This window comes from Brenneria roseae subsp. roseae (genome assembly GCF_003115845.1).
Classification (GTDB): domain Bacteria; phylum Pseudomonadota; class Gammaproteobacteria; order Enterobacterales; family Enterobacteriaceae; genus Brenneria; species Brenneria roseae.
In genome coordinates, this window is the sequence record NZ_KZ819032.1 from 62,342 (window position 1) to 87,327 (window position 24,986).

Below are 24,986 nucleotides of genomic sequence, written 5' to 3' on the forward strand. Positions count from 1 at the left end.
AAGAGGTGGAAGTGATGTTACTGGCACAGATTTCCGATCTGCATTTTCGTAGTGAAGGCCGCAAGCTCTATGAATTTATTGATGTTAATGGGGCCAACGCCGAAGTGATGAATCAGTTGAATGCGCTGCGTGAGCGCCCGGATGCGATCGTTATAAGCGGTGATATCGTCAACTGCGGCGGTCCGCAAGAGTATCAGGTAGCGCAGCGCGTATTGCAGATGCTGGATTACCCGTTGTATGTGATCCCGGGTAATCATGATGATAAACGCCATTTTCTGAATGCCATGCGCCCGCTTTGTCCGCTATTGGGCGACGATCCGGATAATATCCGTTATGCGGTAAATGATTTTCCCCTGCGCCTGCTGTTTATCGATTCCAGCCTGACAGGGCAGTCCAAAGGCTGGTTGACTCAGTCAACGCTGGGCTGGCTGGAAAGGCAACTGACCGATCATCAGGATCGCGAAACGGCAATTTTTATGCATCACCCCCCGATCCCGCTTGGTTCCGCACAGATGGATCCCATCGCCTGTGAAAATGGTCATGAATTGCTGACATTGATTGAGCGCTTCCCTCAGTTGACGCGGGTATTCTGCGGTCATACCCACCGGTTAATCATGACTCAGTATCGTCAGGCCATCATTGCTACGGTGCCCGGAACCGTGCATCAGGTGCCTTATTTTCATCATGATGATGCGCCTTACTACAATCTGGAGCCCGGCGCCGTGGTGATGCACCGCTATGTCCCGATCACCGGTCTGGTGAGCTACAGCCAGTCGCTCGCGTCGTTTCCCGGTCCGTATCTCTATGACTCACGTATCAGTTGCCCGGTGGATGAGTCATGGCCGTGATTCAGTTACGCAATATCAGCAAACAGTTTGAACAAACGCAGGCGCTGGCCTCGCTATCGTTAGACATTGCCGACGGTGAATTTCTGGTACTGGTTGGTCCATCCGGCTGTGGTAAAAGCACGCTGCTGCGCATGCTGGCCGGTCTGGAAACCGTGAGTGCCGGGCAAATCCTGCTGGGAGCAGAAGACATCACCGCCTGGAGCCCGAAACAGCGTAATTTTTCGATGATTTTCCAGAATTATGCGTTATTTCCCCATCTGACGGTGGAACAGAACATCACTTTCGGTATGCGGATGCGCGGCGAGCCGAAAGCGGACTATCCGCAGCGTGTACAGCGGGTCGCCAGCTTGTTGCAACTGGAACCGTTGCTTAAGCGCAAACCGGGAAAACTCTCCGGTGGTCAACGTCAGCGGGTGGCCATGGCTCGGGCGATTGTCCGCGACCCCCGACTATTCCTGATGGATGAGCCGCTATCGAATCTGGATGCCAGACTGCGCAGCGAAGTGCGGGACGGCATCATGGCGCTGCATCAGCAGTTGAAAACCACCACGGTGTACGTCACGCACGACCAGATTGAAGCCATGACCATGGCAGACAGGATCGCCGTGCTGGATCGCGGCGTGCTGCAACAGGTTGGCACGCCTGAACAGCTTTATTCTCATCCGGCCAATGTATTTGTCGCGGGGTTTATCGGCACACCGGCGATGAATATGCTCACGCTGCCCTGTATCGACGGGCATGCTTTTTTGCTGGAGCAATCCATCAAACTACCCGTCACCGAGGAAACCCGCACGATGACGAAAGTGCAGTTAGGGATCCGCCCTGAACATATTACCGGACAGGCCGCATCAGGCGTTGGATTACAGTTGTCGGGTACGGTAATGCAGCGGGAATTGTTTGGGGCCGAGTACCTGATTCATGTGGAAACCCCGCTGGGAAGGATGCGCTATCGTCGGCCAAATCGCGATGGTGTTCCGGACGTAGGGACGCCCCTTGTTCTCCATTTTTCACCGCAGGATTGTCATTGGTTTTCCGGGCGGTCCGCCCGCAATTTATCCCAGGAGAAAATAAATGCATAAGCCCCGTATTATTGCACTGGCGATGGCCTTGCTGATGTCCGGCCCGGCGCTGGCAAAGCAGAGTATCGACTTCATGTTTCCGGCTCCGGTTGACGGCAAGCTGACAATGGAAATGACGCGCATCATCAAGGAATACAACCAGTCGCAGGATCAGGTTGAAGTCCGCGGTATTTTTACCGGCGGCTATGACACCACCAAAGTGAAAGCCGAGGCGGCGGCCAAAGCGGGCGATCCCCCTGCGCTGGTGATTATGTCCGCGAATTTTACGGCGGATCTGGTCATCAAGGATGAAATTCTGCCGATGGATGAGCTGTTCAAATACGGCAACGAAAAAGCCACGCCGTTCCTGACCAAAAATTTCTGGCCGGCGCTGCATCAAAATGCGCAGGTAATGGGCGTGACCTACGCCATTCCGTTCCATAATTCGACGCCGATTCTTTATTACAATCAGGATATGTTGCAGCAGGCCGGCTTTAACGAAGCGCCGAAAAACTGGGATGAAGTAGTCGCGGTGGCGAAAAAACTGACCGATCCGGCGAAAGGACAATGGGGCATCATGCTCCCGTCGACCAATGATGACTACGGCGGTTGGGTATTATCGGCCCTGACGCGTGCGAACGGCGGCGCGTATTACAACGCTGACTATCCCGGCGAAGTGTATTACAACACGGCCTCAACCAAAGGGGCGCTACAGTTCTGGCGTAATCTGGTTCACCGCGACAAAGTGATGCCGGGCGGCGTGCTGAATTCCAAACAAATCAGCGCGGCTTTTTTCTCGGGTAAGCTGGGAATGGCAATGCTGAGTACGGGCGCGCTGGGCTTCATGCGTGAAAACACGAAAGATTTCCAACTGGGCGTGGCGATGATGCCGGAAAAAGAACGACGTGGCGTGACCATCGGCGGAGCCAGTCTGGTGAGTTTCAAAGGGATTTCTGAAGATCAGAAAAAAGCGGCCTGGCAGTTCATGAGCTATCTGATCAGCCCGGAAGTCAGCGGCAGCTGGAGCCGGTTTACCGGTTACTTCGCTCCGCGCATCGCGGCGTATGACCTGCCGGAAATGAAAGATTATCTGGCTAAAGATCCGCGAGCGGCGATCGCGCTGTCTCAGTTGCAGTACGCGCATCCGTGGTACGCCACCTATGAAACGGTCGCGGTGCGCAAGGCGATGGAAAACCAGCTTGCCGCATTATTGAATGATCCGGCGTTGAGCGTGGATCAGGCGGCCGCCGCCGCCCAGCAGGAAGCCGATACCATTATGAAGCCATATGTGGAGCAGACGGCGCTTGGTTTGCCGAAGTAGAAACAGATCGGACTGCCGATAAATTCAGGCGCTTTGGCTGTGCCATTAATCGCCCCGCCCGGCCTCTCTGAGAAGGCGAGGGGTGGCGGGGTGGTTAGAGCAGCCACCCTTTGGCTTTCGCCTCTTCCAGATGCCGTTTCAGGTATTGCCACAGTTCTGGATTGATATTGGCGATAAAATCGGCGCGGCCTACTACCTGTTCGAGACGGATGCCGTTTTCCACCCAGCTTTGGCCGCCGTTATGTAAATTCATCAGTATCGGCATGATGCGATCGAGCATCAGTGCGAATTGGGCGCTGGCGGTATCGCCCGCTTCATATTCCAGCCAGAGATCGTGGAACTGCTGGCGCTGTGGTTCCGGCAGCAGACCGAAAATCCGTGCGGCGGCAGCCACTTCCCGATCGTGAATGGCAAGGCGGGCTGAAAGATCGTAAACCAGCACGTCACCGGCATCGATCTCGACGATATCGTGGATCAGCGCCATCTGAATGACGCGCTGAATATCCACCTCTTTGCCTGCATAAGGCGCCAGCGCCATTGCCGCTACCGCAAAATGCCAACTGTGTTCGGCAGAATCTTCATGGCGATCGCTGCCAATGATTTTTGAGCGGCGCTGCACGCTCTTTAATTTATCGATTTCTATCAAAAAGCCGACAACATCGGTCAGAGAACCGAAATTCAGAATGGATGGAGCAGACGACATGAAAACCACCTTTTGCAGTTAAAACCGGAGGAAGAGCAGGGAGCGTCGGCACCGGATAACCGCTAGCGTGAGTAACCGGTAGAGACGGCGGCGCCCTTCAAAAACGGCAGATCCTTTCAAAAACGGAAGTACATATACCCAGTCGGTTTCGAGATGCAGGGCAGGCAATGAACCTGCAACGGGAAAGAGGGAGGGTATCGAAGTCGGTAATTGTAGGGGAAGCCACCGAAAATTTACATGAATGATTGCTGTGAAAATTGAAATGTCAGATTACGTAATTATTTTAGCTTACACATGTACACTGAAACTATTCTCAGTTAATCTGCTCAAAGGTTAGACACCGGTGCTTGCAATAGGTACCGGTTAAGTATCTGGAGTGCGTAAGCCGCTGCTGATTAGGGTAAACATGTCAAAGAACGTACAGACGCCAGGGTATTCACTGGCAGAGGAGATCGCGAATAGCGTAAGCCACGGAATTGGCTTGGTTCTCGGTATTGTCGGGCTGGTGCTGTTGTTGGTTCAGGCAAGCAATAATGGCGCGAATAGCATTGCTGTCACCAGTTACAGTCTCTACGGCGGCAGCATTATTCTCTTGTTTCTCGCTTCGACGCTGTATCACGCCATTCCCTCACCGCGGATCAAACCCTGGCTGAAGAAATTCGACCACTGTGCAATCTATGTGCTGATTGCCGGAACCTATACGCCGTTTCTGCTGGTCGGGCTTGATTCGCCGCTGGCGGATGGTCTGATGGTGGTGATTTGGAGTATGGCGCTGCTAGGCGTGATCTTTAAACTGGCCTTTGCCCATCGTTTTGAAGTGCTCTCGCTGATCACCTATCTGGTGATGGGCTGGCTGTCGCTGGTGGTGATTTATCAGCTCGCCATGACGCTGTCTGCAACGGGCGTGACCTTGCTGGCGGTGGGCGGCGCAGTTTACACGCTGGGGGTCATCTTCTACGCCAGTAATCGTATTCCTTACAATCACGCTATCTGGCACGGTTTTGTGCTCGGCGGCAGCGTGTGCCACTTTCTGGCGATTTATCTTTACGTATGACGTATTTCGGTGTGGCGACCGGCCCCGTCCGTGGGGCTTGCGGCTGAAAGGGTATGTCGCGCTCAGTCCGTTATTTCATAAGGCAGCGGTTGAATCTTCAACTGACCGTCAGCTTCTTCCCGCACGCGTAACAGGCTGTCGGCGTCCAGATCGTTATTCATGACCACCTGAACCCACACGCTCTCATCCTGTAAACGACAGGCTGTTAGCACCGTGCCGGTGCGTCGCCAGTTTTCTCCTAGTTGCAGTTCCAGATCTTCTCCTGCTTCTGGAACGCGGTTAGCCTGACCCGCCAGCCAATAGAGCGCGCGTTTGTTGGCGCCGCGATATTTGGCCCGTGCCACCATTTCCTGTCCGGCATAACAACCTTTGCTGAAACTAATGCCATTTAATGCCTGTAAATTAGCTGCTTGCGGGATGAACTGCGCGCTGTTTGCGCTGTCAATGATCGGCAGACCGGCTTCGATATCCAAAGCCAGCCATTGATGGCTATCGTTTAGCTCGGTTTTTCCTTCAAGTTGCCGGCTCAGCGTAGCGTATTGTTCGGGAGTCAGCACCAGCAGGAAACGTTCCGCCGGAAGGGTGAAGTGCAGCAGCGTGGCCCCCTCATGTTGCACGACCGGATGTTCGGCGTCTGGCAGGGGGCTGAAAACGGAAGACAGCAGCTCACGAATTTTAGCGCCGGCGGCGCCCAGCAAAATAACATTGTCATCTGCTGCTATCGTAGTTTTAGAGAAAACAGCGTATTTTTTCAGTTCGTTGAGCTGGGTATCACGTAAGTTACGACGTTCAATAAACGCGAACCCGTCGCCGCGTTGGAAAAGACGTAAGTTGCTCCACATTTTTCCTTTGGCGTCACAGTGCGCGCAAAGAATATGTTGGTCGGCGGGCAGGGCGGCAACATCGGCGGTCACCTGACCTTGCAGGTATTTGATGGTATCCGGGCCGGTTAGCGTCACCAGCGCCCAGTCATCCAGAGAGATGAGCGTTGCGGGGAGCTGGGCTGAAGCAAACGGACGCTGTGATGTAAAAGGAAATTGATTAGCCATATTACCATCCTGCTGCGTTGATGCGGTATGCGAATGGCCTAATGGTAAAATAGCGGCGAAGGTTTGCAAGCGGTTATTGTGCGGACGTCCTCGCAGTCCCGGTGTGATAGCGCCGCAATGCAGCGGTAAAATATGTCAAAGTGTTACTATTAGTTTAATACCTGCTGTTGAAATCGGGTTACACTAGTGGCAAGCATTGATTAACAAGGTGGATATACAGCATGGAAATCGATAATAAGTCACGGATTCATTGGGCATGTCGCCGTGGCATGCGTGAACTGGACATTTCTATTATGCCTTTCTTTGAGCATGAGTATGATGCATTGAATGATGATGATAAACGAACGTTTGTGCGTCTGCTGCAATGCGACGATCCCGACCTGTTTAACTGGCTGATGAACCACGGCGAACCGCAAGATCAGGCGTTAAAACGCATGGTTTCCCTTATCCAGACGCGAAATAAAGATCGTGGCCCAGTGGCAATGTGATATTCGCGTTTCCTGGCGCATGCAGCTTTTTTCACTGATTGTGCATGGGTTATTGGTGTTGCTGATACTGCTGGCTCCCTGGCCGGACGGTTATGCTGTGCTGTGGCTGGGGCTGGTTACCCTGGTCGTGTTCGGTTTTATCCGCAGTCAGCGAAATATCAAATCCCGGCACGGGGAAATTTTACTGCACAGCGAGACGAGTCTGCGCTGGCAGCAGCAGGAATGGCAGATTGTTAAACGCCCCTGGGTGCTGAAGAACGGCATTTTGCTTTCTCTGAGAGCGTCCAATGGGAAAGGTCAGCAGCGATTGTGGCTGGCATCGGACAGCATGGGGAATGATGAGTGGCGCCATTTACGCCAATTGTTGTTACAGCATAAAAGCTGGGTAAGATAAGCGCTTTTTCAAACTACCACGGTATTGGCTTCCCTCACTTGTTCCGGTTACCTGGTGTCCAGGTTCCGGTGCGCCGTTTTGGTTGCTCTCTGACCGCACCTTGAAATCTATTGGGTATACACTGATGACCACCCCTTCTGATAAGCATGCGGCGCAAAAGAATATGCTGCACCCGCGTAACCGCCATCGCGGCCGTTATGATTTTGCCGCGTTAAAACACATCCATCCGGCGCTGATCCCATTTGTGAAAGTGAACCCCTATGGCGATGAGTCGGTGGATTTTGCGGATCCTGTCGCGGTGAAGGTATTGAATCAGGCGCTGTTGCACCATTTCTATCAGATTGAACACTGGACCATCCCGGATGGTTTTCTCTGCCCGCCGGTTCCCGGCCGGGCTGACTATATTCACTACCTTGCCGATCTGTTGGCGGAAGATAATGGCGCCGTTGTACCGCGTGATGCCTCGGTGCTGGACGTGGGCTGTGGCGCCAACTGCGTTTATCCGCTGATTGGTCACCGTGAATATGGCTGGCGCTTTACCGGCAGTGAAATCAATCCTCAGGCGATGCAGGCGGCCAATGCCACGATCGAGGCCAATCCCGGCCTGAGTCGTGCGATTCGCCTGCGTCGTCAGAAAAACAGCAAGGCCATTCTGAACGGCATCATTCATAAGAACGAAACCTTTGATGCCGTGCTTTGCAATCCGCCTTTTCATGATTCCGCGGCGCAAGCGCGTCAGGGGTCACAGCGTAAGCTGCATAATTTGGGACTGGACAAACATTCTCCGCTCAATTTCGGTGGCCAGCAGGACGAGCTCTGGTGTGAAGGGGGCGAGACCGCTTTTATCAGCCAGATGATGAGGGAAAGCGCCGGCTTTGCCCGGCAGTGTCTGTGGTTTACTTCGCTGGTATCACGCAAGGAAAACCTGCCTGAGCTTTATCGTGTGCTGGAAGAGGTTGGGGCGGAAAAGGTCAGAACCATCAATATGGCGCAGGGGCAGAAACAGAGCCGCTTTATTGCATGGAGCTTTTTTGACGGCGTCGCCCGCGCCAGATGGTTACAGAAGCGGTAACGTGCGTTGGCTTTATTAGTCGGGGCGGGGCCGCTGCAAGCAGCGTTCAAACCGGCCCCGGGCAGATTTGCCAGTCACCCGGAGCGGAGCGCGGGTGAGCTCGCGGTATTACAGCAACACCGCCATTTCCTGTAGAATTTGCTCGCACCACTGTTCAATTCGTTCGTCGCTCAGGTCGTATTGATTGACCTCATCCAGCGCCAGCCCGACAAACTGTTCGCCATCGGCGGTCAGCGGTTTGGGGCTGGTAAATTCGTAGCCTGCCGTCGGCCAGTAGCCGATGAATTTCACACCCAGTGGTAACAGCCGATCGTGCAGCATGCCCAGCGCATCCAGGAACCATTCGCCGTAACCCAACTGATCGCCCATGCCATAAAGCGCCACGATCTTGCCGTTGAGATTTAGCGTTGAGAGCTGCCCCCAGATATTCTCCCAGTCTTCCTGAATTTCGCCGAAGTCCCAGGTCGGGATGCCGAGGATCAGTATGCCGTAATCTTCCATTCGCTGCGGATCAACCTCTTTGACGTTGTGCAGATCCACCAGATCTTCCCCCAAAATGTCGCGGATCTTCTCCGCTGCCATTTCGGTATAGCAGGTGCTTGAGCCGTAAAACAGACCAATTTTCATAGGCAATAAAGAATTCTTTTGAGAGCAATGTGAATGAGGGCGCCTGAAGCCATTATCACACCGGAGGTGATAGCCTTGAACGAATAAGCGTCGTTAAAGCCACAAACGAATGACGTCGGCAGCGCACCACTATAGCCAGATTTTCGTCATATTTCACACGCTTTGCCCTATATATTAAATATGAATAAGTAATGTATTTTACATTCTTCCTGCCCATATCAACTCCCGATAGGATAGACACTATTTTCATGAAATAGCCATCTGACCGCCTCTGATATCCCCCTGGCCGGGAGAGGCTACCGGTCAGAAGGCGCGATGTAAGAATAAGGATTCGTTTCGTTATGATCGTTCTTTCGAACGTTGGCAAAACTTTTGACAGCGCTCACGGCCGTATTGTGGCGGTGGACGACGTGAATCTCACGGTGGAACAAGGACAGATTTACGGCATTATCGGCTACAGCGGGGCAGGAAAAAGTACGCTGATCCGGTTGTTGAACGGACTGGAAACCCCGACCAGTGGGAGCATTGTGGTCAACGGATTTGATATCGCCCGCGCCAGCAGCGATGAGCTGCGCCGCGCACGGCTGAAAATCAGCATGATATTTCAGCACTTTAACCTGCTGTGGTCGCGAACCGTCAGCCAGAATATCGCATTCGCCTTGCAGATTGCCGGGGCGCCCAGGGCGCAGATCAGGCAGCGGGTCGCCGAATTGATCTCCCTGGTCGGGTTACAGGGCCGGGAAGACGCGTATCCCTCGCAGTTAAGCGGTGGTCAGAAGCAGCGTGTCGGCATTGCCCGTGCGTTGGCCAACAATCCCAGCGTTCTGCTGTGTGATGAAGCGACATCGGCGCTGGATCCGCAAACCACGGACGCCATTCTTGAACTGTTACTGGATATCAATCGCAAGCTGAATCTCACTATCGTGCTGATCACGCATGAAATGCACGTGGTACGCAAAGTCTGCCACCGGGTGGCGGTGATGGAAAACGGCCGTATCGTGGAGGAAGGGCCGGTGCTTGATGTCTTTATCCGGCCGCAGCAGCCCATTACGCGCCAGTTCGTCAAGCAGGTTGGTCAACATCAGGCAACCGAAGAAAGCTTTAACCCGCTGCTGACCGAACATCTGTCGGGCGCCGTGCTCAAACTGACGTTTGTCGGGCAACAAACGCATCAGGCGATCGTTTCCGAAGTGATTCAGACCTATAACCTGACGATCAATATCCTGCATGGTCAAATCAGCCACACGCTGAGCGGTTCGTTTGGCGAGCTGTATATTCACATTGAGGGCGACGACCAACAAACCGCTCGCGTGCTGGATTTTCTGAAAGAGCGCGATATTACGGTCGAGGTGATTAAACATGCTTGAGTCCCTATTCCCCCACCTGAAAATCGATCAACTGTTGGAAGCCACATGGGAAACGCTGTATATGACCGGCGTGGCCGGACTGGCGACGCTGATTCTGGGCATTATTCTGGGCGTTATCCTGTTTCTGACGTCTAAAGGTCAGTTATTACAGAACCGGCCGGTATACGTATTGATCTCCGCGCTGGTGAACATATTCCGATCTATTCCGTTTATTATTTTGATCGTGCTGCTTATTCCCTTCACCAAAGCGCTGGTCGGAACGATTCTGGGGGCGAATGCGGCACTACCGGCGCTGATTGTCGGCGCCGCCCCTTTCTACGCCCGTCTGGTCGAGATCGGACTGCGCGAAGTGGATAAAGGCGTGATTGAGGCGGCGCGTTCAATGGGCGCGAAAACGCACACGCTTATCTTCCGCGTACTGTTGGCGGAATCCTCTCCCGCACTGGTTTCCGGTATCACGGTTACGCTGATCGCGCTGGTCAGCTATACCGCGATGGCGGGCGTTATCGGCGCAGGCGGGCTGGGAAATCTGGCTTATCTGGAAGGTTTTCAACGTAACCACGGCGATGTGACGCTGGTCGCGACATTGACGATTCTGCTGATCGTGTTTGTCATCCAGTTCATCGGCGATGTTATCACCACAACGCTCGATAAACGTTAATAACAGGAATAATGATGATGAAAAAACAAATTATGATGATGGCGTTTGCCTCGTTAACCGCGTTAGCTTCTTTTGGCGCTGCCGCCGAAACCAAGCTGGTGGTGGGGGCATCCAACGTGCCGCACGCGGAAATTCTTGAACAGGCAAAACCGATCCTGAAACAGGAAGGCATCGATCTGGAGATCAAGCGTTTCCAGGATTACATCCTGCCCAATACCGCACTGGCAAGCCGCGATATTGATGCCAACTACTTCCAGCATGTGCCTTATCTTGAATCGGTGCTGAAAGATCACGCCAACGATAAAAGCTATGATTTTGTCAGCGCAGGGGCGATTCACATTGAGCCGATTGGTATCTATTCTAAAAAGCATAAGAGCCTGAAAGATCTGCCGGAAAACGGCCGCATCATCATGCGTGACGCCGTCGCGGAAGAAGGCCGTATTCTGTCGATTTTTGAACGTGAAGGCGTCATCAAGCTGAAGCCGGGCGTCAGCAAGGTCGATGCCCGGATTTCCGATGTGGTGGAAAACCCGAAAAAGCTGAAATTCCTTGCTAACGTCGAAGGCGCGCTGTTGCCGCAGATGTATAACAACGATGAAGGGGACGCGGTGGTGATTAACGCCAACTATGCTATCGATGCCGGTCTGAATCCAACCCAGGATCCGATTGCGGTGGAAAGCGGTGAGAACAACCCGTATGCCAATATCATTACCGTGCATAAAGGTGATGAAACCAAGCCGGAAATTGTTGCGCTGGTGAAGGTGCTGCACTCTAAGGAAATTCAGGACTTCATCCGGGAAAAATATAAAGGCGCGGTGATCCCGGTTGACCAATAAGCCCGTTGATCGCGAAGATATATAGAAGAGATATAAAAGGACCGCGCTGGCGGTCCTTTTGCTTTCTGAGGTGATGCGGCCTTGACTCGTCTTTCTCGTCCGGCGCGCGACCACCGGTAATTAGCCTAATGACTGATGGCGTGTCTCTTTGGTTACCAGCAACGCAATCAGCGTCAGCGACGCCATGGCGGCCAGATAAATGCCCACGTAGAACAGGCCGTAGTTGGCCGTCAGCCAGGCGGCAATATAAGGTGCGACGGACGCGCCCAGAATGGACGACATGTTATAAGAGAATGAGGCGCCGGTATAACGGACTTCCGTTGGGAACAGCTCAGGCAGCAGCGCGCCCATTGGACCGAACGTCAGCCCCATCAGACTCAGACCGAGTACCAGGAACCCCATGACCAGCGCCTGATTGCCGGAACCGAGCAGGTACGGGAACAGCATGGAAAACACCAGCATGATGCAGGTCACGACGATCATGGTTTTACGGCGTCCAAATGCATCTGCCAGATAACCCGCTATCGGGATCGTCAGGCCAAAACCGATAACCGCCACCATCAGCATCCACAGGAAGCTGTTCCGTGAGAAGCCGAGGCCGTCTGGAATCGGTTTGGTGCCGTATGTCATGGAATAAACGGTCATAATGTAGAACAGCGTATAGGTAGCCAGCATGATGAATGTGCCGAGGACCGTGGCTTTCAGGTGTTTGCTGAGCAATGTGCCCATCGGAATGCGAACCTGTTTACCGGCTTTGACGGCTTTGGTGAATACCGGCGCTTCATGCAGAGAAATACGAACATACAGACCAATCAATACCAGCACGGCGGAAGCCACAAACGGCACGCGCCAACCCCATGACATAAACTGTTCATCGGTCAGCAGCCAGGACAGCAGCAGGAACGTACCGTTTGCAAAGAAGAAGCCGATGGGAGCGCCAAGCTGCGGAAACGAACCGTACAGCGCGCGTTTGCGGGCCGGTGCGTTTTCGGTTGCCAGCAGCGCCGCGCCGCCCCATTCGCCGCCCAGACCCAGTCCCTGACCAAAACGAGCCAGCGCTAACAGGATCGGCGCAAAAATACCGATGGTTTCGTAGCTGGGTAACAGACCGATCAGGACCGTTGAAATCCCCATCGTCAGCAATGAGGCCACCAGCGTGACTTTACGTCCGACGCGATCGCCAAAATGACCAAATAGCGCTGAGCCGATTGGACGGGCGATAAAAGCAATGGCAAAGGTTGCCAGGGATTGTAGCGTGGCGGCGGTTGGGTCACCCTGCGGGAAGAAAATATGTGGAAACACCAGCACGGCGGCTGTGGCGTAGATATAGAAATCGAAGAATTCAATGGCGGTGCCCACCAGCGAGGCGATAATAACCTTACTGCGCGAATTTACCGGTGGGGCATCAACCTCGGCGTCGATAGTTGGAGCGATGGTGGCTTGCATAATGTTTCTTTATTTTAACAACACGAACAACCATTCTATGCACAGAAAAACAGGCTTTTCAACGCCGATTGAGTAGGGATAATCCGTGCCGGGAAGGGGCGTTGAGATGCCTGTCCCGGCATATAGGCAATACGGAAAATATAATGTGCTAAGGTTTCATTTTTGCCGGAGAATGTTATGGCGATGTTGATGATTGCGGAATATGTGAGATCGCGCAGAATAATGCGCGTCTGATGAGTGGCTCAGGCATAATACCTTTTCATCCTTACCATTCGCAGGTGTGTTGACCTTATCAATTTCGGTCGCTGGGTTGTCCCGGCGGCTGAGGGGCATGGGGTCGCCTGGGTTCCTGTGTATTGGAATCTATTAGGTACAGATGAGTCGGGAGGACACCGTGATGCAAGCACAGGATCAGGCATTCATCGAGCAATTTCTTGATGCGTTATGGCTGGAGCGAAATCTGGCGGAAAATACGCTGGCTTCTTATCGGTTGGATTTACGTGCTTTGGCTGACTGGCTGGAACATCATGATAATGATTTGCTGCGTGCGCAGGCTATCGACCTGCAATCGTTTCTGGCCGAGCGCGTGGAAGGGGGCTATAAGGCGACCAGCTCCGCCCGTTTGCTGAGCGCGATGCGTCGGTTGTTTCAGTATCTTTACCGGGAAAAAATCCGTAGCGATGATCCGAGCGCCGTATTGTCATCGCCTAAATTACCGCAGCGTTTGCCGAAAGACCTGAGCGAAGCGCAGGTCGATGCCTTACTGAATGCGCCAAGCGTTGATCAGCCGCTGGAATTACGCGATAAAGCGATGCTTGAAGTATTGTATGCCACCGGCTTGCGCGTTTCTGAACTGGTAGGGCTGACAATCAGCGATGTCAGTTTGCGTCAGGGCGTGGTGCGGGTGATTGGCAAAGGCAATAAAGAACGTCTGGTGCCGTTGGGTGAAGAAGCGGTGCACTGGATTGAGCAATATCTGGAATATGGCCGGCCATGGCTGCTCAATGGGCAAACGCTGGATGTGCTCTTCCCCAGTAACCGTGCGCAGCAGATGACGCGTCAGACGTTCTGGCATCGCATCAAACACTATGCGATGCTGGCATCCATTGACAGTGAAAAGCTGTCTCCGCATGTGCTACGGCATGCGTTTGCTACCCATTTATTGAACCATGGTGCGGATTTACGGGTGGTGCAGATGTTGCTGGGACACAGCGATCTTTCCACCACCCAGATTTATACCCATGTTGCGACAGAGCGCCTGAAACAGCTGCACCAGCAGCACCATCCGCGGGCGTAATGAAATACTGATATGGCGGCGCGGCTTGCTCGTCACTTTTGGATCAATACGACGTATTGGCCGCTAAACCGAAATGGGATTTGATGAAATGAAAAAAGGGTTATTACTGCTTTCTCTGCTGGCGGCAACGGCGGCTGGTTTTGCGCACGCCGATGATTCGGCCATCAAACAGACGCTGACTCGTCTGGGGATGCAGGCGGCGGAAATCCAGCCGGCACCGGTTGCGGGAATGAAAACGGTGTTGACGGACAGCGGTGTGTTCTATGTCAGCGAAGACGGTAAACACCTTATTCAGGGACCGCTGTATGACGTCAGCGGCAAAACGCCGGTCAACGTCACCAATCAGATTCTGAAAGGGAAAATGGAATCGTTGCAGGATCAGATGATCGTTTATAAAGCGGCGCAGGAGAAACATGTCATTACCGTGTTTACCGATATCACCTGCGGCTATTGCCACAAACTGCATGAGCAAATGAAAGATTACAACGCGCTGGGCATTACCGTGCGTTATCTGGCTTTCCCGCGTCAGGGGCTGAACTCTCAGGCGGAAAAGGACATGCAATCCATCTGGTGTATGGCGAACCGGAACAGCGCGTTTGATGCCGCGCTGAAAGGCGAAGAGATTTCTCCAGCGACCTGCAAAACCAATATCGCTGCTCACTACCAGCTTGGCGTGCAGTTTGGCGTACAGGGAACGCCGGCCATTGTATTGGAAGATGGTATGGTGGTGCCTGGTTATCAGGGGCCGAAAGAGATGTTGGCGATGCTGGATGCACACAAGGCGTCGTTGAAAACAGGTGGTTGATGTAACGTGGAACTGATAACTCAACTTCGCCGGCGTCCGCCGGCGGAGGATATTGATTTACCGATAACGGTGCCGCCTTTGTTGCGCCGTTTGTATGCTCAACGCGGCATTAAAGACGCGCAGGAACTGGAGCGGGGTTTGCGTGGCCTGCTGGATTATCGCCTGCTGAGCGGTATCGGGAAGGCCGTCGATTTTCTGCAACGGGCGCTGGCCGACCAACGCTGTATCATGATCGTCGGGGATTTTGATGCCGATGGCGCCACCAGCACCGCACTGACGGTATTGGCGCTGCGTAGCATGGGCGGCGTTAACGTTAAGTATCTGGTGCCGAATCGCTTTGAGGATGGCTACGGGCTGAGTCCGGAAGTCGTCGCGCAGGCGGCGTCGCTGGGGGCTGAGGTTATCGTCACGGTGGATAACGGCATTTCTTCTCACGCCGGCGTGGATGATGCGCGCCGACGCGGCATCGCGGTACTGGTGACTGACCATCATTTGCCGGGCGAAACGTTGCCCGCTGCTGACGCCATGATCAACCCAAACCTGCACGGCTGCGCGTTTCCGTCGAAATCGCTGGCGGGCGTGGGGGTCGCCTTCTATCTGATGATGGCCTTGCGGGCGCGTCTGCGCGAAACCGGCTGGTTTGCCGCGAAAACGCTGGCGGAGCCGAATCTGGCCGAACTGTTGGATCTGGTGGCGCTGGGGACGGTGGCGGATGTGGTGCCGCTGGATGCCAATAACCGTATTCTGGTGGCGCAGGGGCTGAGCCGCATTCGTGCCGGAAAGTGTCGTCCGGGGATCCGGGCGCTGCTGGAAGTGGCGAACCGTGAAGCCGGTCAACTGGTTGCCAGCGATCTCGGTTTCGCGCTCGGTCCGCGGTTAAACGCCGCCGGACGACTGGATGATATGTCGATCGGCGTGGCGCTGCTGCTCAGTGATGATATCGCTCAGGCGCGTATGCTGGCCAGCGATCTGGATGCGTTGAATCAGACCCGGCGTGAAATTGAGCAGGGTATGCAGGTTGAAGCGTTGCGCCTGTGCGAAACGCTGGAGCACAGCCGTGACGAACTGCCTTACGGCGTGGCGATGTACCACCCGGAATGGCATCAGGGGGTGGTCGGTATTCTGGCGTCACGTATTAAAGAACGGTTTCACCGTCCGGTCATTGCCTTTGCACCTGCGGGTGAGGGCATGTTGAAAGGATCGGGGCGTTCGATCGCCGGTCTGCATCTGCGTGATGCGCTGGAGCGTCTGGATACGCTGTATCCGGGAATGATGCTGAAATTCGGCGGTCACGCCATGGCGGCGGGGTTATCGCTGATGGAAGATCAGTTTGAACCCTTCCGCCAGCGCTTTGGCGAACTGGTCGGCGAATGGCTGGATGCTTCCCAACTGGAAGGCGTGATTTGGTCAGACGGCGAACTGGCGCTGCCGGAGCTATGTTTATCCACGGCGGAGATGTTGCGTAATGCCGGACCATGGGGACAGTCGTTCCCGGAGCCGACGTTTGACGGCCGTTTCCGTATTCTACAGCAAAAGTTGGTCGGTGAACGTCACCTGAAAGTGATGGTGGAACCGGTAGACGGCGGCCCGCTGCTGGATGGCATCGCGTTTAATGTCAATACGCTGTTATGGCCTGACAGCAGCGTGCGCGAAGCTGAACTGGCGTACAAACTGGACGTGAATGAGTTTCGTGGTAAGCGTTCGGTCCAACTGCTTATCCAGCATTTATGGCCGCGGTAACTTGACGGATGAAAGCCTATAAACCACGCGCTGAATCCGCTAGAATAAGCGGTTTACATATATTCCATCATCTACGACTTAACGTAAGATCATAAAATCATGTTTGAAATTAATCCGGTAAAAAACCGCATTCAGGATCTGTCTGAACGTACCGCCGTTCTTAGGGGGTATCTTTGACTACGATTCCAGAAAAGAACGCCTCGAAGAAGTAAACGCCGAACTGGAGCAGCCCGATGTCTGGAACGATCCAGAGCGGGCGCAGACGCTGGGCAAAGAACGTTCCTCGCTGGAAGCCATCGTTGATACCATCGACCAACTGACTCAGGGGCTGGAAGATGTCACGGGTTTGCTGGAACTGGCGGTAGAAGAAGACGATGAAGATACCTTCAACGAAACCAGCGCAGAGCTGGACGTACTGGAAAACAAATTAGGCCAGCTCGAATTCCGCCGTATGTTCTCTGGTGAGTACGACAGCGCGGATTGCTATCTGGATATTCAGGCGGGTTCTGGCGGCACCGAAGCTCAGGACTGGGCCAGCATGCTGGTGCGTATGTACCTGCGCTGGGCGGAAGCCAAAGGATTTAAAACCGAAATTATTGAAGAATCCGATGGTGAAGTTGCCGGAACGAAATCCGCTACCATCAAAATCATGGGTGACTATGCGTTTGGTTGGCTGCGTACCGAAACCGGCGTGCATCGTCTGGTGCGTAAAAGTCCGTTCGACTCCGGCGGTCGCCGTCATACTTCGTTCAGTTCCGCGTTCGTTTATCCTGAAGTGGATGACGATATTGATATCGAAATTAATCCTGCCGATTTGCGTATTGACGTTTACCGCGCTTCTGGCGCGGGCGGCCAGCACGTTAACCGGACGGAATCCGCGGTGCGTATCACCCACATTCCGACCAATATCGTCACACAGTGTCAGAACGACCGTTCCCAGCATAAGAACAAAGATCAGGCGATGAAGCAGCTGAAAGCCAAGCTGTATGAGTTTGAGATGCAAAAGAAAAATGCTGAGAAACAGGCGATGGAAGACACCAAGTCGGATATCGGCTGGGGAAGCCAGATTCGTTCCTATGTCCTGGATGATTCACGCATCAAGGATTTACGTACCGGGGTGGAAACACGTAACACCCAGGCCGTGCTGGATGGCGATCTGGATAAATTTATTGAAGCAAGTTTAAAAGCGGGGTTATAAGGAATTTACATGGCTGAATCACAATCGCAGGGTGCCGATCAGGCGCAGGATCTTAATAACGAACTGAAAGCGCGCCGTGAGAAGCTGGCGGCGCTGCGTGAAAACGGTATTGCGTTCCCGAATGACTTCCGCCGTGACAGCACGTCCGATCTGCTGCACGCCGCCTATGACGACAAAGAAAACGAAGAGCTGGAAGCGCTGAACATCGAAGTGACCGTCGCCGGCCGTATGATGACCCGCCGTATCATGGGGAAAGCGTCTTTCGTCACGTTGCAGGACGTCGGTGGTCGTATTCAACTGTATGTTTCCCGCGACGATCTGGCGGAAGGCGTCTATAACGAACAGTTCAAGAAATGGGATCTGGGCGATATCCTCGGCGCGCGTGGCAAGCTGTTTAAAACCAAAACGGGCGAACTGTCCGTTCACTGTACCGAACTGCGTTTGCTGACCAAAGCCCTGCGTCCGTTGCCGGACAAATTCCACGGCCTGGCCGATCAGGAAACCCGTTACCGTCAGCGCTATCTGGACCTGATCGCCAACGAAGAATCCCGTCATACCTTCCGTATCCGTTCCAAAGTGATGGCCGCTATCCGTAGCTTCATGGTCGACAATGGATTTATGGAAGTGGAAACGCCGATGATGCAGGTGATCCCCGGCGGCGCGGCGGCGCGTCCGTTTGTGACCCACCATAATGCGCTGGACATTGATATGTACCTGCGTATCGCGCCGGAACTGTATCTGAAGCGTCTGGTGGTGGGCGGTTTCGAACGCGTATTTGAAATCAACCGCAACTTCCGTAACGAAGGGGTTTCCCCGCGTCATAACCCGGAATTCACCATGATGGAGCTTTATATGGCGTATGCCGATTATAAAGATCTGATCGTGTTGACGGAAAAACTGTTCCGTACGTTGACGCAGGACGTTCTGGGTTCCACGACGGTTGAATATGGCGATCAGACTTTCGATTTCGGCAAGCCATTTGAAAAGCTGACCATGCGCGAAGCGATCTGCAAATATCGCCCGGAAACCAACGTTACCGATCTGGACGATCTGGCTAAAGCCACGGCGATTGCCGAGTCTTTGGGTATCAAGATCGAGAAAAGCTGGGGGCTGGGCCGCATCGTCACTGAAATCTTTGAAGAAACGGCGGAAAGCAATCTGATTCAGCCAACCTTCATTACCGAATACCCGGCTGAAGTGTCGCCGCTGGCGCGTCGTAATGATCTGAACCCGGAAATTACCGATCGTTTCGAGTTCTTCATCGGCGGACGTGAAATCGGCAACGGCTTCTCCGAGCTGAATGATGCGGAAGATCAGGCAGAACGTTTCGCCCAGCAGGTGAGCGCCAAAGATGCGGGTGATGACGAAGCGATGTTCTACGATGAAGACTACGTGACGGCGCTGGAACACGGTTTGCCGCCAACCGCAGGTCTGGGTATCGGCATCGACCGTATGATTATGCTGTTTACCAATAGTCACACCATCCGCGACGTCATTCTGTTCCCGGCGATGCGCCCGCAGAAATAATACTCCCCGCTGGCGGAGATGATGTCACCAAACGGCGCTTAACCGCGCCGTTTGCGTTTGATGATACAACGCCTCTTTTCCCGCAACTGAAACCGCACTTGCCTCGTCAAACGTGTAACTGGTCAAAAGCTAAACAGCGTTGCCGGGTTTTTTGCTTGCCCGGCAACGGGATAGCGCTATAATGCCAAGCGCTATCCCGTTGCGAGTGTAGTTCAATGGTAGAACGAGAGCTTCCCAAGCTCTATACGAGGGTTCGATTCCCTTCACTCGCTCCAAACACACCTCTCTCAACGTCCACCCAAGCCCGTTCAATCCAGCCTTCATTTTTTGGTCTAAAATAAACTTACCATTATTTACATTAGTGTTGTAATACCATGAACGGTGACTTAATAAAAAGGCCGCTTTGGCTAAAAGTTTGCAGTTTTTTCCTGGGGGGCATCCTTATTCTGGCTGCTCTCTTTTTTGTGATTGCGGGTGGAAAACTGGTTAGTCTGGGAGGTGATTGGTATTTCCTGATATCCGGTATTCTGATGCTGATCAGTGGGTATCTACTGATTCGTACTCGTTCTTCAGGTGCTTTGCTATATCTGCTCACTACCGCAGGAACGGTGATTTGGGCGTTATGGGATGCCGGGCTGAATTTCTGGCCATTGATTTCCCGCCTGATGTTTCCTGGCGGGCTGGCGATCATCGCTTTCTTCCTGCTGCCTTCGCTGCGCCGTTATGAGACAAAATCGCCGCTAAGCACCGGTTTCTATTCACTGGGTGCTCTGTCTGTTCTGGCGTTTGTTGTCGCGTTTGCCGGCATGTTCGTACCACATGAGCCCGTGCCGTTTGCGGGTCAGGAAAAACCGCTGATTCCGGTGGCAGAAGAGATGCAGCAAAAAAACTGGGATAACTACGGTAATACCCCAGGTGGCAGCCGCTTTGTTGCTCTTGACCAAATCAACCGCAATAACGTGACTGAACTGAAACCGATATGGACATTCCGTACCGGAGATACGCCGCTCAGCCCGACCGGTAATGGGGCGGAAGATCAGCAAACGCCATTGCAGATTGGGGATCGGGTCTTTCTGTGTACTCCGCACAATAATGTCATTGCGGTAGACGCTGACTCAGGCGAACAACGCTGGAAAGCAGAGATTAATGCCCAATCCTCGGTATGGATGCGCTGCCGTGGTCTGGCTTATTTTGATGCCACTCAGCCCGTTAAACAGCCTTCGGTTCCGGGCAGCAATGCACCCGCGACGGTAGCCGTTGCCAGCGATGCGGCCTGCCAACGCCGCATTCTGATGAATACGATTGATGGACGTCTGATTGCGCTGGACGCCGACGACGGTCAGTTTTGTCAAGATTTTGGTAATAAGGGCGTTGTGAATCTGCTGGATGGAATGGGGGACGCGCCGGATCCCCATTATGTGGTGACGTCTGCGCCGACGCTGGCTGGCACTACGGTGGTGGTAGGTGGACGGGTAGCGGATAACGTCAGTACGGATATGCCTGGTGGGGTCATTCGTGGTTATGACGTGATCACGGGCGCGCTGCGCTGGGCTTTCGATCCCGGCAACCCTAATCCGAATGCCGTTCTGCAACCTGGCGAACACTACACGCGGAGCACGCCTAACTCCTGGGCGTCCATGTCTTATGATCCGGACGCCAACACGGTCTTTCTGCCGATGGGCAGTTCTTCAGTCGATATCTGGGGAGCTAACCGTACCGAGTTGGATCACAAGTATGGCGCTTCTGTCCTGGCGCTGGATGCCACTACCGGTGAAGAAAAATGGGTCTATCAGACCGTCCACAATGATTTGTGGGACTTCGATGTGCCCATGCAGCCCAGTCTGATTAATTTTCCGGCCGCCGATGGCAGTGAAAAGCCCGCAGTCGTCTTTGGCACCAAGGCCGGACAGATCTATGTACTGGATCGTCGTACGGGTCAGCCACTGACACAGGTGGACAACGTACCGGTGAAGCGCGGCGATATCCCTAATGAACAGTACACCGATACTCAGCCCCGTTCAGTCGGCATGCCGCAGATTGGCGCTCAGACGTTGAAAGAGTCAGATATGTGGGGAGCAACATCGTTTGACCAGCTTATCTGCCGCATCAGTTTCAAATCAATGCGTTATGACGGTCTCTACACCGTACCCGGCACCGATGTTTCCCTGAGTTTTCCGGGATCGCTGGGAGGCATGAACTGGGGCGGTTTATCTGAAGATCCGAATAATCATTATATTTTTGTCAACGATATGCGTCTTGGCCTGTGGCAGCAGCTCGTGAAAGCGGATCCGAATCCGTCGGCGGGTCAGAACAGCGGCGGGGAAGCGGTGAATACCGGAATGGGGGCGGTGCCGATGAAAGGCGCGCCTTATTCCGTGAATAAGAACCGTTTTATGTCTCCACTGAGTATTCCCTGCCAGACACCGCCTTTTGGTACGCTCTCGGCAATCGATATGAAGACGCAGAAAATCGTCTGGCAGGTGCCGGTTGGAACGGTTCAGGACACCGGCCCCTTTGGTATCAAAATGGGTATGAAAATGCCTGTCGGCATGCCAACGCTGGGAGGAACCCTGACGACACAGGGCGGACTGGTGTTTATTGCCGGGACACAGGATTACTACCTGAGGGCCTTTGACAGTTCGACCGGTAAAGAAGTGTGGAAAGCCCGTCTGCCAGTCGGTAGCCAGGGTGGCCCGATCAGTTATATATCACCGAAAACAGGTAAGCAGTATATTCTGATCTCTGCCGGCGGTGCGCGTCAGTCACCCGATCGTGGTGATTACGTGATCGCTTACGGTCTGGATAAATAGCTGACAACATTCCCCGGTGTTCTCCGGGGAATGTTTTATTCCGTAACCGTTCTTCTATCTGAAAACGCACGAGCAGACTGTGTCGAGATGTCCAGTATCTTGATACTGGCTTACGCCAGGTAACGCTTGAACCAGTTGATGGTACGATCCCATGCCAGATCGGCGGCGGCTTTATCGTAGCGCGGTGTCGAATCATTATGGAAACCGTGGTTCACGCCGGGATAGATGTAAGCTTCATAGGTTTTATCCGCGGCCTTGAGCGCCGCCTCATAAGCTGGCCAGCCTTCGTTGATACGGGTATCCAATTCGGCATAGTGGATCAGCAGCGGGGCTTTGATCGCGGGAACATCGGCCGCGTCGGCCTGACGTCCATAGAACGGCACGGCCGCGCCCAGTTCGGGGAATGCGACGGCCGCAGCATTTGCGACGCCGCCGCCATAACAAAAACCAGTAATGCCGACTTTGCCCGTGGTGGCGGGGTGGTGCATCAGGAAATCGATAGCGGCAAAAAAGTCATTCATCAGTTTGGTCGGATCGACCTGCTGCTGGAGTTCACGGCCTTTATCGTCATTGCCGGGATAGCCGCCGACTGAGCTTAGCCCATCCGGCGCCAGTGCGATGAAACCCGCTTTGGCAACCCGCCGCGCCACGTCTTCTATATAGGGATTCAGCCCCCGATTCTCATGAACCACAACCACCGCGGGCAATTTGCCGGTGGCCTCCGCCGGGCGCACGAAATATCCCCGCACTTCACCGTGTCCATTGGGCGATGGGTACTGAATGTATTCAGGAAGGATAGAAGGATCGGTGAATTCAACTTGCTGTGCCAGCGCGTAATTCGGGCTCATCAGACTTAACAGCGTCATGCCTGTCATTCCGCCAACGGCAAGCTTTGTCGCCATGGAAATAAATTCGCGTTTGGTGATTTTCCCGTGGGCGTAGTAATCGTAAAGCTCGAGCAACTCCGGCGAAAAGTCTTTAGCAGTCATTCGTGTCATACCCGGTCCCCTTATACTCTGGTTAATATGAAGTTAATGGTAAGTAACTAACAGATGACTGCTAAAAAGATAGCATGGGTTAACTGTATCAGCCAGAGAGTACTAACCGTATTGTCCCTGCATCAGCCGGTTTGGCATAGCATTTGGGGACGGATCGGCGTGATTGCTTTTACCTCCGGGTTCCAGAGAGCGAAACGATCTCTTTTGCTGTGAAACTGCTGCGATGATATTTATCGTCTAAGGTTTTAATGGAGCAACCGTTTTCTCAACGGCGTATAGGCGTATGATTGGAAACGGATACCGAGAAAACGAACACTCCGCCTGGAAGGTAAAAGCGATTGTTTATCGTATAACCATTATGTTAAGGGCATTACCGCATGGAATTCAAAGATTACTATGCCGCGTTGGAAGTCGATCCTTCCGCCGATCTGAAAACGATCAAAACGGCTTACCGCAGACTGGCGCGTAAATATCACCCCGATGTCAGTAAAGAACAGGATGCGGAAAACAAATTCAAGGACGTTGCCGAAGCTTATGAGGTGTTGAAAGACAGTGAGCGACGTGCCGAATATGACGAATTGAGGCAGCATCGCAACGATCCCCGCTTCTCCGAACCACCGCCGGGTTATGACGGCGGCGGGACACACTGGCACAGTACGGCCGGTGGTTCGCACGATTTTTCTGATTTTTTCGAGTCTATTTTTGGTCATCAGGCATCGCAGGGTCAGCGTACCGCCTCCGCACGGGCCGCTTATGCTACCCGCGGTCAGGATCTTGAGATGGAAGTCCCGCTGTTTCTGGAAGAAACGCTGACGGGGCAAAGCCGGTCGATTTCCTACTCATTACCGGTTTTCGATGAGCTGGGACGTCAGACCAGGGAAGTGACTAAAACACTGAATGTAAAAATCCCGGCAGGTGTGGGAGACGGCGAGCGCATCCGTCTGAAAGGTCAGGGAAGCGCTGGTTTGGGCGGCGGGCCGAACGGCGATCTGTTCCTGACTATTCGTATTGCTCCGCACCCGCTGTTTGATATTGATGGTCATAATCTGACTATCGTCGTGCCGCTGGCGCCCTGGGAAGCGGCATTGGGCGCCAGTATCGAAGTGCCTACATTGACCGGCAGAATAGCCCTGACGATCCCGCCCGGCAGTCAAAGCGGCAAGCGATTGCGGATAAAAGGAAAAGGGCTGGAAAGTAAAAAGGGGACTGGTGATCTGTATGCCATTCTGAAAGTGGTGATGCCACCGAAGATGGATGAAAAAGCCGCTGCACTGTGGAAACAGTTGGCCGAACAGGCGGCATTTAATCCTCGTCGCGAATGGGAGTCAAAATAATGGCGGAAGAAATGACGTTTACTGTGGTGGAGCTGTGCCGCTCCGTGGATATCACTCAGGAGGAATTGATCGAAGTCGTAGGACTGGGCGTGATTGTTCCACTTGAGCCGGATGAATCGCACTGGATCTTCGATGATCGGGCGTTAAGCTGTCTTCGGCGGGCGCAGCGATTACAGATAGAACTGGATTTGGACTGGCCAGGCGTTGCCATGACGCTGACGCTACTGGATCAAATAGATGAACTGAAGAGAGAAAACGAGCAGTTACGCCGGCAGCTTGAACGCTTCATGATGGTGTCCTGATGTTTGTTCCCTGCGGGCTGAAGTCTTGTTTCTTCAGCCCCAGATTGTTCA

General features: G+C 53.6%; 23 protein-coding genes and 1 tRNA gene. 19 read left to right on the forward strand and 5 right to left on the reverse strand.

The features are described 5' to 3' along the window. The first annotated feature begins 14 nt into the window (after positions 1–14). From DDT52_RS14965 to DDT52_RS14975, 3 genes are read left to right on the forward strand one after another with little or no spacing between them, the layout of a single operon-like run. Positions 15–848 carry a phosphodiesterase gene (locus DDT52_RS14965; protein ID WP_136157062.1) on the forward strand — a complete coding sequence of 278 codons (834 nt, stop codon included), beginning with the start codon at positions 15–17 and terminating at the stop codon, positions 846–848. Then, positions 839–1,927 carry an ABC transporter ATP-binding protein gene (locus DDT52_RS14970; RefSeq protein ID WP_136157063.1) on the forward strand — a complete coding sequence of 363 codons (1,089 nt, stop codon included), beginning with the start codon at positions 839–841 and terminating at the stop codon, positions 1,925–1,927. Before DDT52_RS14965 ends, DDT52_RS14970 begins: the two co-directional genes overlap by 10 nt. Next, entirely contained in the window at positions 1,920–3,227 is a 1,308-nt protein-coding gene (locus DDT52_RS14975; protein ID WP_136157064.1) for an ABC transporter substrate-binding protein, read from the forward strand. The genes DDT52_RS14970 and DDT52_RS14975 overlap by 8 nt, the downstream gene beginning before the upstream one ends. Positions 3,228–3,321: 94 nt before the next feature. Here the strand turns inward: DDT52_RS14975 and DDT52_RS14980 are convergent, their stop codons facing one another. Further along, on the reverse strand, positions 3,322–3,930 hold the full coding sequence (locus DDT52_RS14980) for an HD domain-containing protein (RefSeq protein ID WP_136157065.1): 609 nt from the start codon (positions 3,928–3,930) through the stop codon (positions 3,322–3,324). 406 nt (positions 3,931–4,336) lie between these two features. Between DDT52_RS14980 and trhA the strand changes: the two genes are divergently transcribed. Further along, entirely contained in the window at positions 4,337–4,984 is a 648-nt protein-coding gene (gene trhA / locus DDT52_RS14985; protein WP_136157066.1) for a PAQR family membrane homeostasis protein TrhA, read from the forward strand. Between the two features lie 62 nt (positions 4,985–5,046). Here the strand turns inward: trhA and ygfZ are convergent, their stop codons facing one another. Continuing rightward, on the reverse strand, positions 5,047–6,033 hold the full coding sequence (gene ygfZ / locus DDT52_RS14990) for a tRNA-modifying protein YgfZ (protein ID WP_136157067.1): 987 nt from the start codon (positions 6,031–6,033) through the stop codon (positions 5,047–5,049). Positions 6,034–6,254: 221 nt separating this feature from the next. On the opposite strand from ygfZ, the gene sdhE reads away from it, so the two are divergent. The 3 genes from sdhE to rlmF all read left to right on the forward strand — a co-directional run bounded on the left by sdhE (position 6,255) and on the right by rlmF (position 7,987). Beyond that, positions 6,255–6,521: an FAD assembly factor SdhE gene (gene sdhE, locus DDT52_RS14995; RefSeq protein ID WP_136157068.1), complete on the forward strand. Its 267-nt coding sequence runs from the start codon at positions 6,255–6,257 to the stop codon at positions 6,519–6,521. Beyond that, entirely contained in the window at positions 6,502–6,915 is a 414-nt protein-coding gene (locus tag DDT52_RS15000; RefSeq protein ID WP_136157069.1) for a protein YgfX, read from the forward strand. Before sdhE ends, DDT52_RS15000 begins: the two co-directional genes overlap by 20 nt. 124 nt (positions 6,916–7,039) lie before the next feature. After that, the gene (gene rlmF / locus DDT52_RS15005; protein WP_136157070.1) at positions 7,040–7,987 is read left to right on the forward strand and encodes a 23S rRNA (adenine(1618)-N(6))-methyltransferase RlmF; all 948 of its coding nucleotides are present in this window, start codon (positions 7,040–7,042) and stop codon (positions 7,985–7,987) included. A 108-nt stretch (positions 7,988–8,095) separates the two neighbouring features. Here the strand turns inward: rlmF and fldB are convergent, their stop codons facing one another. Further along, positions 8,096–8,614, reverse strand: a complete 519-nt coding sequence (fldB, locus tag DDT52_RS15010) for a flavodoxin FldB (RefSeq protein WP_136157071.1) — start codon at positions 8,612–8,614, stop codon at positions 8,096–8,098. A 341-nt stretch (positions 8,615–8,955) separates the two neighbouring features. On the opposite strand from fldB, the gene DDT52_RS15015 reads away from it, so the two are divergent. From DDT52_RS15015 to DDT52_RS15025, 3 genes are read left to right on the forward strand one after another with little or no spacing between them, the layout of a single operon-like run. Continuing rightward, entirely contained in the window at positions 8,956–9,981 is a 1,026-nt protein-coding gene (locus tag DDT52_RS15015; RefSeq protein WP_136157072.1) for a methionine ABC transporter ATP-binding protein, read from the forward strand. Further along, positions 9,974–10,642 (forward strand): methionine ABC transporter permease, encoded by a 669-nt coding sequence (locus tag DDT52_RS15020; RefSeq protein WP_136157073.1) that lies wholly within the window; start codon positions 9,974–9,976, stop codon positions 10,640–10,642. Before DDT52_RS15015 ends, DDT52_RS15020 begins: the two co-directional genes overlap by 8 nt. 14 nt (positions 10,643–10,656) lie before the next feature. Beyond that, positions 10,657–11,478, forward strand: coding sequence for a MetQ/NlpA family ABC transporter substrate-binding protein (locus tag DDT52_RS15025; RefSeq protein WP_425428621.1), 822 nt, complete (start codon positions 10,657–10,659; stop codon positions 11,476–11,478). A 120-nt stretch (positions 11,479–11,598) separates the two neighbouring features. Here DDT52_RS15025 and DDT52_RS15030 read toward each other — a convergent pair whose 3' ends face one another. After that, positions 11,599–12,924 carry an MFS transporter gene (locus tag DDT52_RS15030; protein ID WP_136157074.1) on the reverse strand — a complete coding sequence of 442 codons (1,326 nt, stop codon included), beginning with the start codon at positions 12,922–12,924 and terminating at the stop codon, positions 11,599–11,601. A gap of 397 nt (positions 12,925–13,321) precedes the next feature. Here DDT52_RS15030 and xerD point away from each other — a divergent pair, with 397 nt between their 5' ends. From xerD to DDT52_RS15065, 7 genes are all read left to right on the forward strand, one after another. Continuing rightward, on the forward strand, positions 13,322–14,221 hold the full coding sequence (gene xerD, locus DDT52_RS15035) for a site-specific tyrosine recombinase XerD (protein ID WP_136157140.1): 900 nt from the start codon (positions 13,322–13,324) through the stop codon (positions 14,219–14,221). 88 nt (positions 14,222–14,309) lie between these two features. Further along, a complete protein-coding gene (dsbC, locus tag DDT52_RS15040) occupies positions 14,310–15,026 on the forward strand; it encodes a bifunctional protein-disulfide isomerase/oxidoreductase DsbC (RefSeq protein ID WP_109054612.1) in 717 nt (238 codons plus the stop codon). 6 nt (positions 15,027–15,032) lie between these two features. Beyond that, on the forward strand, positions 15,033–16,766 hold the full coding sequence (gene recJ, locus DDT52_RS15045; protein WP_136157075.1) for a single-stranded-DNA-specific exonuclease RecJ: 1,734 nt from the start codon (positions 15,033–15,035) through the stop codon (positions 16,764–16,766). 99 nt (positions 16,767–16,865) lie between these two features. Continuing rightward, a protein-coding gene (prfB, locus tag DDT52_RS15050) for a peptide chain release factor 2 (protein ID WP_136157076.1) occupies positions 16,866–17,964 on the forward strand; the annotation gives its coding sequence in 2 pieces (ribosomal slippage) (positions 16,866–16,940 and positions 16,942–17,964; 1,098 coding nt in all). Between the two features lie 9 nt (positions 17,965–17,973). Continuing rightward, positions 17,974–19,491 (forward strand): lysine--tRNA ligase, encoded by a 1,518-nt coding sequence (gene lysS, locus DDT52_RS15055; RefSeq protein ID WP_136157077.1) that lies wholly within the window; start codon positions 17,974–17,976, stop codon positions 19,489–19,491. Positions 19,492–19,692: 201 nt separating this feature from the next. Beyond that, positions 19,693–19,766 (forward strand) — tRNA-Gly (locus DDT52_RS15060). Positions 19,767–19,865: 99 nt separating this feature from the next. Further along, the gene (locus DDT52_RS15065; RefSeq protein ID WP_136157078.1) at positions 19,866–22,301 is read left to right on the forward strand and encodes a glucose/quinate/shikimate family membrane-bound PQQ-dependent dehydrogenase; all 2,436 of its coding nucleotides are present in this window, start codon (positions 19,866–19,868) and stop codon (positions 22,299–22,301) included. 110 nt (positions 22,302–22,411) lie between these two features. Here the strand turns inward: DDT52_RS15065 and yghX are convergent, their stop codons facing one another. Further along, positions 22,412–23,299 (reverse strand): YghX family hydrolase, encoded by an 888-nt coding sequence (gene yghX, locus DDT52_RS15070; protein ID WP_136157079.1) that lies wholly within the window; start codon positions 23,297–23,299, stop codon positions 22,412–22,414. A 377-nt stretch (positions 23,300–23,676) separates the two neighbouring features. Here yghX and cbpA point away from each other — a divergent pair, with 377 nt between their 5' ends. Both cbpA and DDT52_RS15080 read left to right on the forward strand, forming a co-directional pair. Next, the gene (gene cbpA, locus DDT52_RS15075; protein WP_136157080.1) at positions 23,677–24,633 is read left to right on the forward strand and encodes a curved DNA-binding protein; all 957 of its coding nucleotides are present in this window, start codon (positions 23,677–23,679) and stop codon (positions 24,631–24,633) included. Next, a complete protein-coding gene (locus DDT52_RS15080) occupies positions 24,633–24,935 on the forward strand; it encodes a chaperone modulator CbpM (protein WP_109054605.1) in 303 nt (100 codons plus the stop codon). Before cbpA ends, DDT52_RS15080 begins: the two co-directional genes overlap by 1 nt. The last annotated feature ends 51 nt before the right edge of the window (positions 24,936–24,986 follow it).

Excerpts from the sequence above, each read along its gene's own strand:
- dsbC (WP_109054612.1), top strand. The coding sequence starts at position 14,310 with ATGAAAAAAGGGTTATTACTGCTTTCTCTGCTGGCGGCAACGGCGGCT.
- DDT52_RS14965 (WP_136157062.1), top strand. The coding sequence starts at position 15 with ATGTTACTGGCACAGATTTCCGATCTGCATTTTCGTAGTGAAGGCCGC.
- DDT52_RS14970 (WP_136157063.1), top strand. The coding sequence starts at position 839 with ATGGCCGTGATTCAGTTACGCAATATCAGCAAACAGTTTGAACAAACG.
- lysS (WP_136157077.1), top strand. The coding sequence starts at position 17,974 with ATGGCTGAATCACAATCGCAGGGTGCCGATCAGGCGCAGGATCTTAAT.
- DDT52_RS15065 (WP_136157078.1), top strand. The coding sequence starts at position 19,866 with ATGAACGGTGACTTAATAAAAAGGCCGCTTTGGCTAAAAGTTTGCAGT.
- DDT52_RS15020 (WP_136157073.1), top strand. The coding sequence starts at position 9,974 with ATGCTTGAGTCCCTATTCCCCCACCTGAAAATCGATCAACTGTTGGAA.
- fldB (WP_136157071.1), bottom strand. The coding sequence starts at position 8,614 with ATGAAAATTGGTCTGTTTTACGGCTCAAGCACCTGCTATACCGAAATG.
- DDT52_RS15080 (WP_109054605.1), top strand. The coding sequence starts at position 24,633 with ATGGCGGAAGAAATGACGTTTACTGTGGTGGAGCTGTGCCGCTCCGTG.
- cbpA (WP_136157080.1), top strand. The coding sequence starts at position 23,677 with ATGGAATTCAAAGATTACTATGCCGCGTTGGAAGTCGATCCTTCCGCC.
- sdhE (WP_136157068.1), top strand. The coding sequence starts at position 6,255 with ATGGAAATCGATAATAAGTCACGGATTCATTGGGCATGTCGCCGTGGC.
- rlmF (WP_136157070.1), top strand. The coding sequence starts at position 7,040 with ATGACCACCCCTTCTGATAAGCATGCGGCGCAAAAGAATATGCTGCAC.
- DDT52_RS15025 (WP_425428621.1), top strand. The coding sequence starts at position 10,657 with ATGATGAAAAAACAAATTATGATGATGGCGTTTGCCTCGTTAACCGCG.
- trhA (WP_136157066.1), top strand. The coding sequence starts at position 4,337 with ATGTCAAAGAACGTACAGACGCCAGGGTATTCACTGGCAGAGGAGATC.
- DDT52_RS14980 (WP_136157065.1), bottom strand. The coding sequence starts at position 3,930 with ATGTCGTCTGCTCCATCCATTCTGAATTTCGGTTCTCTGACCGATGTT.
- DDT52_RS15015 (WP_136157072.1), top strand. The coding sequence starts at position 8,956 with ATGATCGTTCTTTCGAACGTTGGCAAAACTTTTGACAGCGCTCACGGC.
- DDT52_RS15030 (WP_136157074.1), bottom strand. The coding sequence starts at position 12,924 with ATGCAAGCCACCATCGCTCCAACTATCGACGCCGAGGTTGATGCCCCA.
- DDT52_RS14975 (WP_136157064.1), top strand. The coding sequence starts at position 1,920 with ATGCATAAGCCCCGTATTATTGCACTGGCGATGGCCTTGCTGATGTCC.
- ygfZ (WP_136157067.1), bottom strand. The coding sequence starts at position 6,033 with ATGGCTAATCAATTTCCTTTTACATCACAGCGTCCGTTTGCTTCAGCC.
- yghX (WP_136157079.1), bottom strand. The coding sequence starts at position 23,299 with ATGACACGAATGACTGCTAAAGACTTTTCGCCGGAGTTGCTCGAGCTT.
- xerD (WP_136157140.1), top strand. The coding sequence starts at position 13,322 with ATGCAAGCACAGGATCAGGCATTCATCGAGCAATTTCTTGATGCGTTA.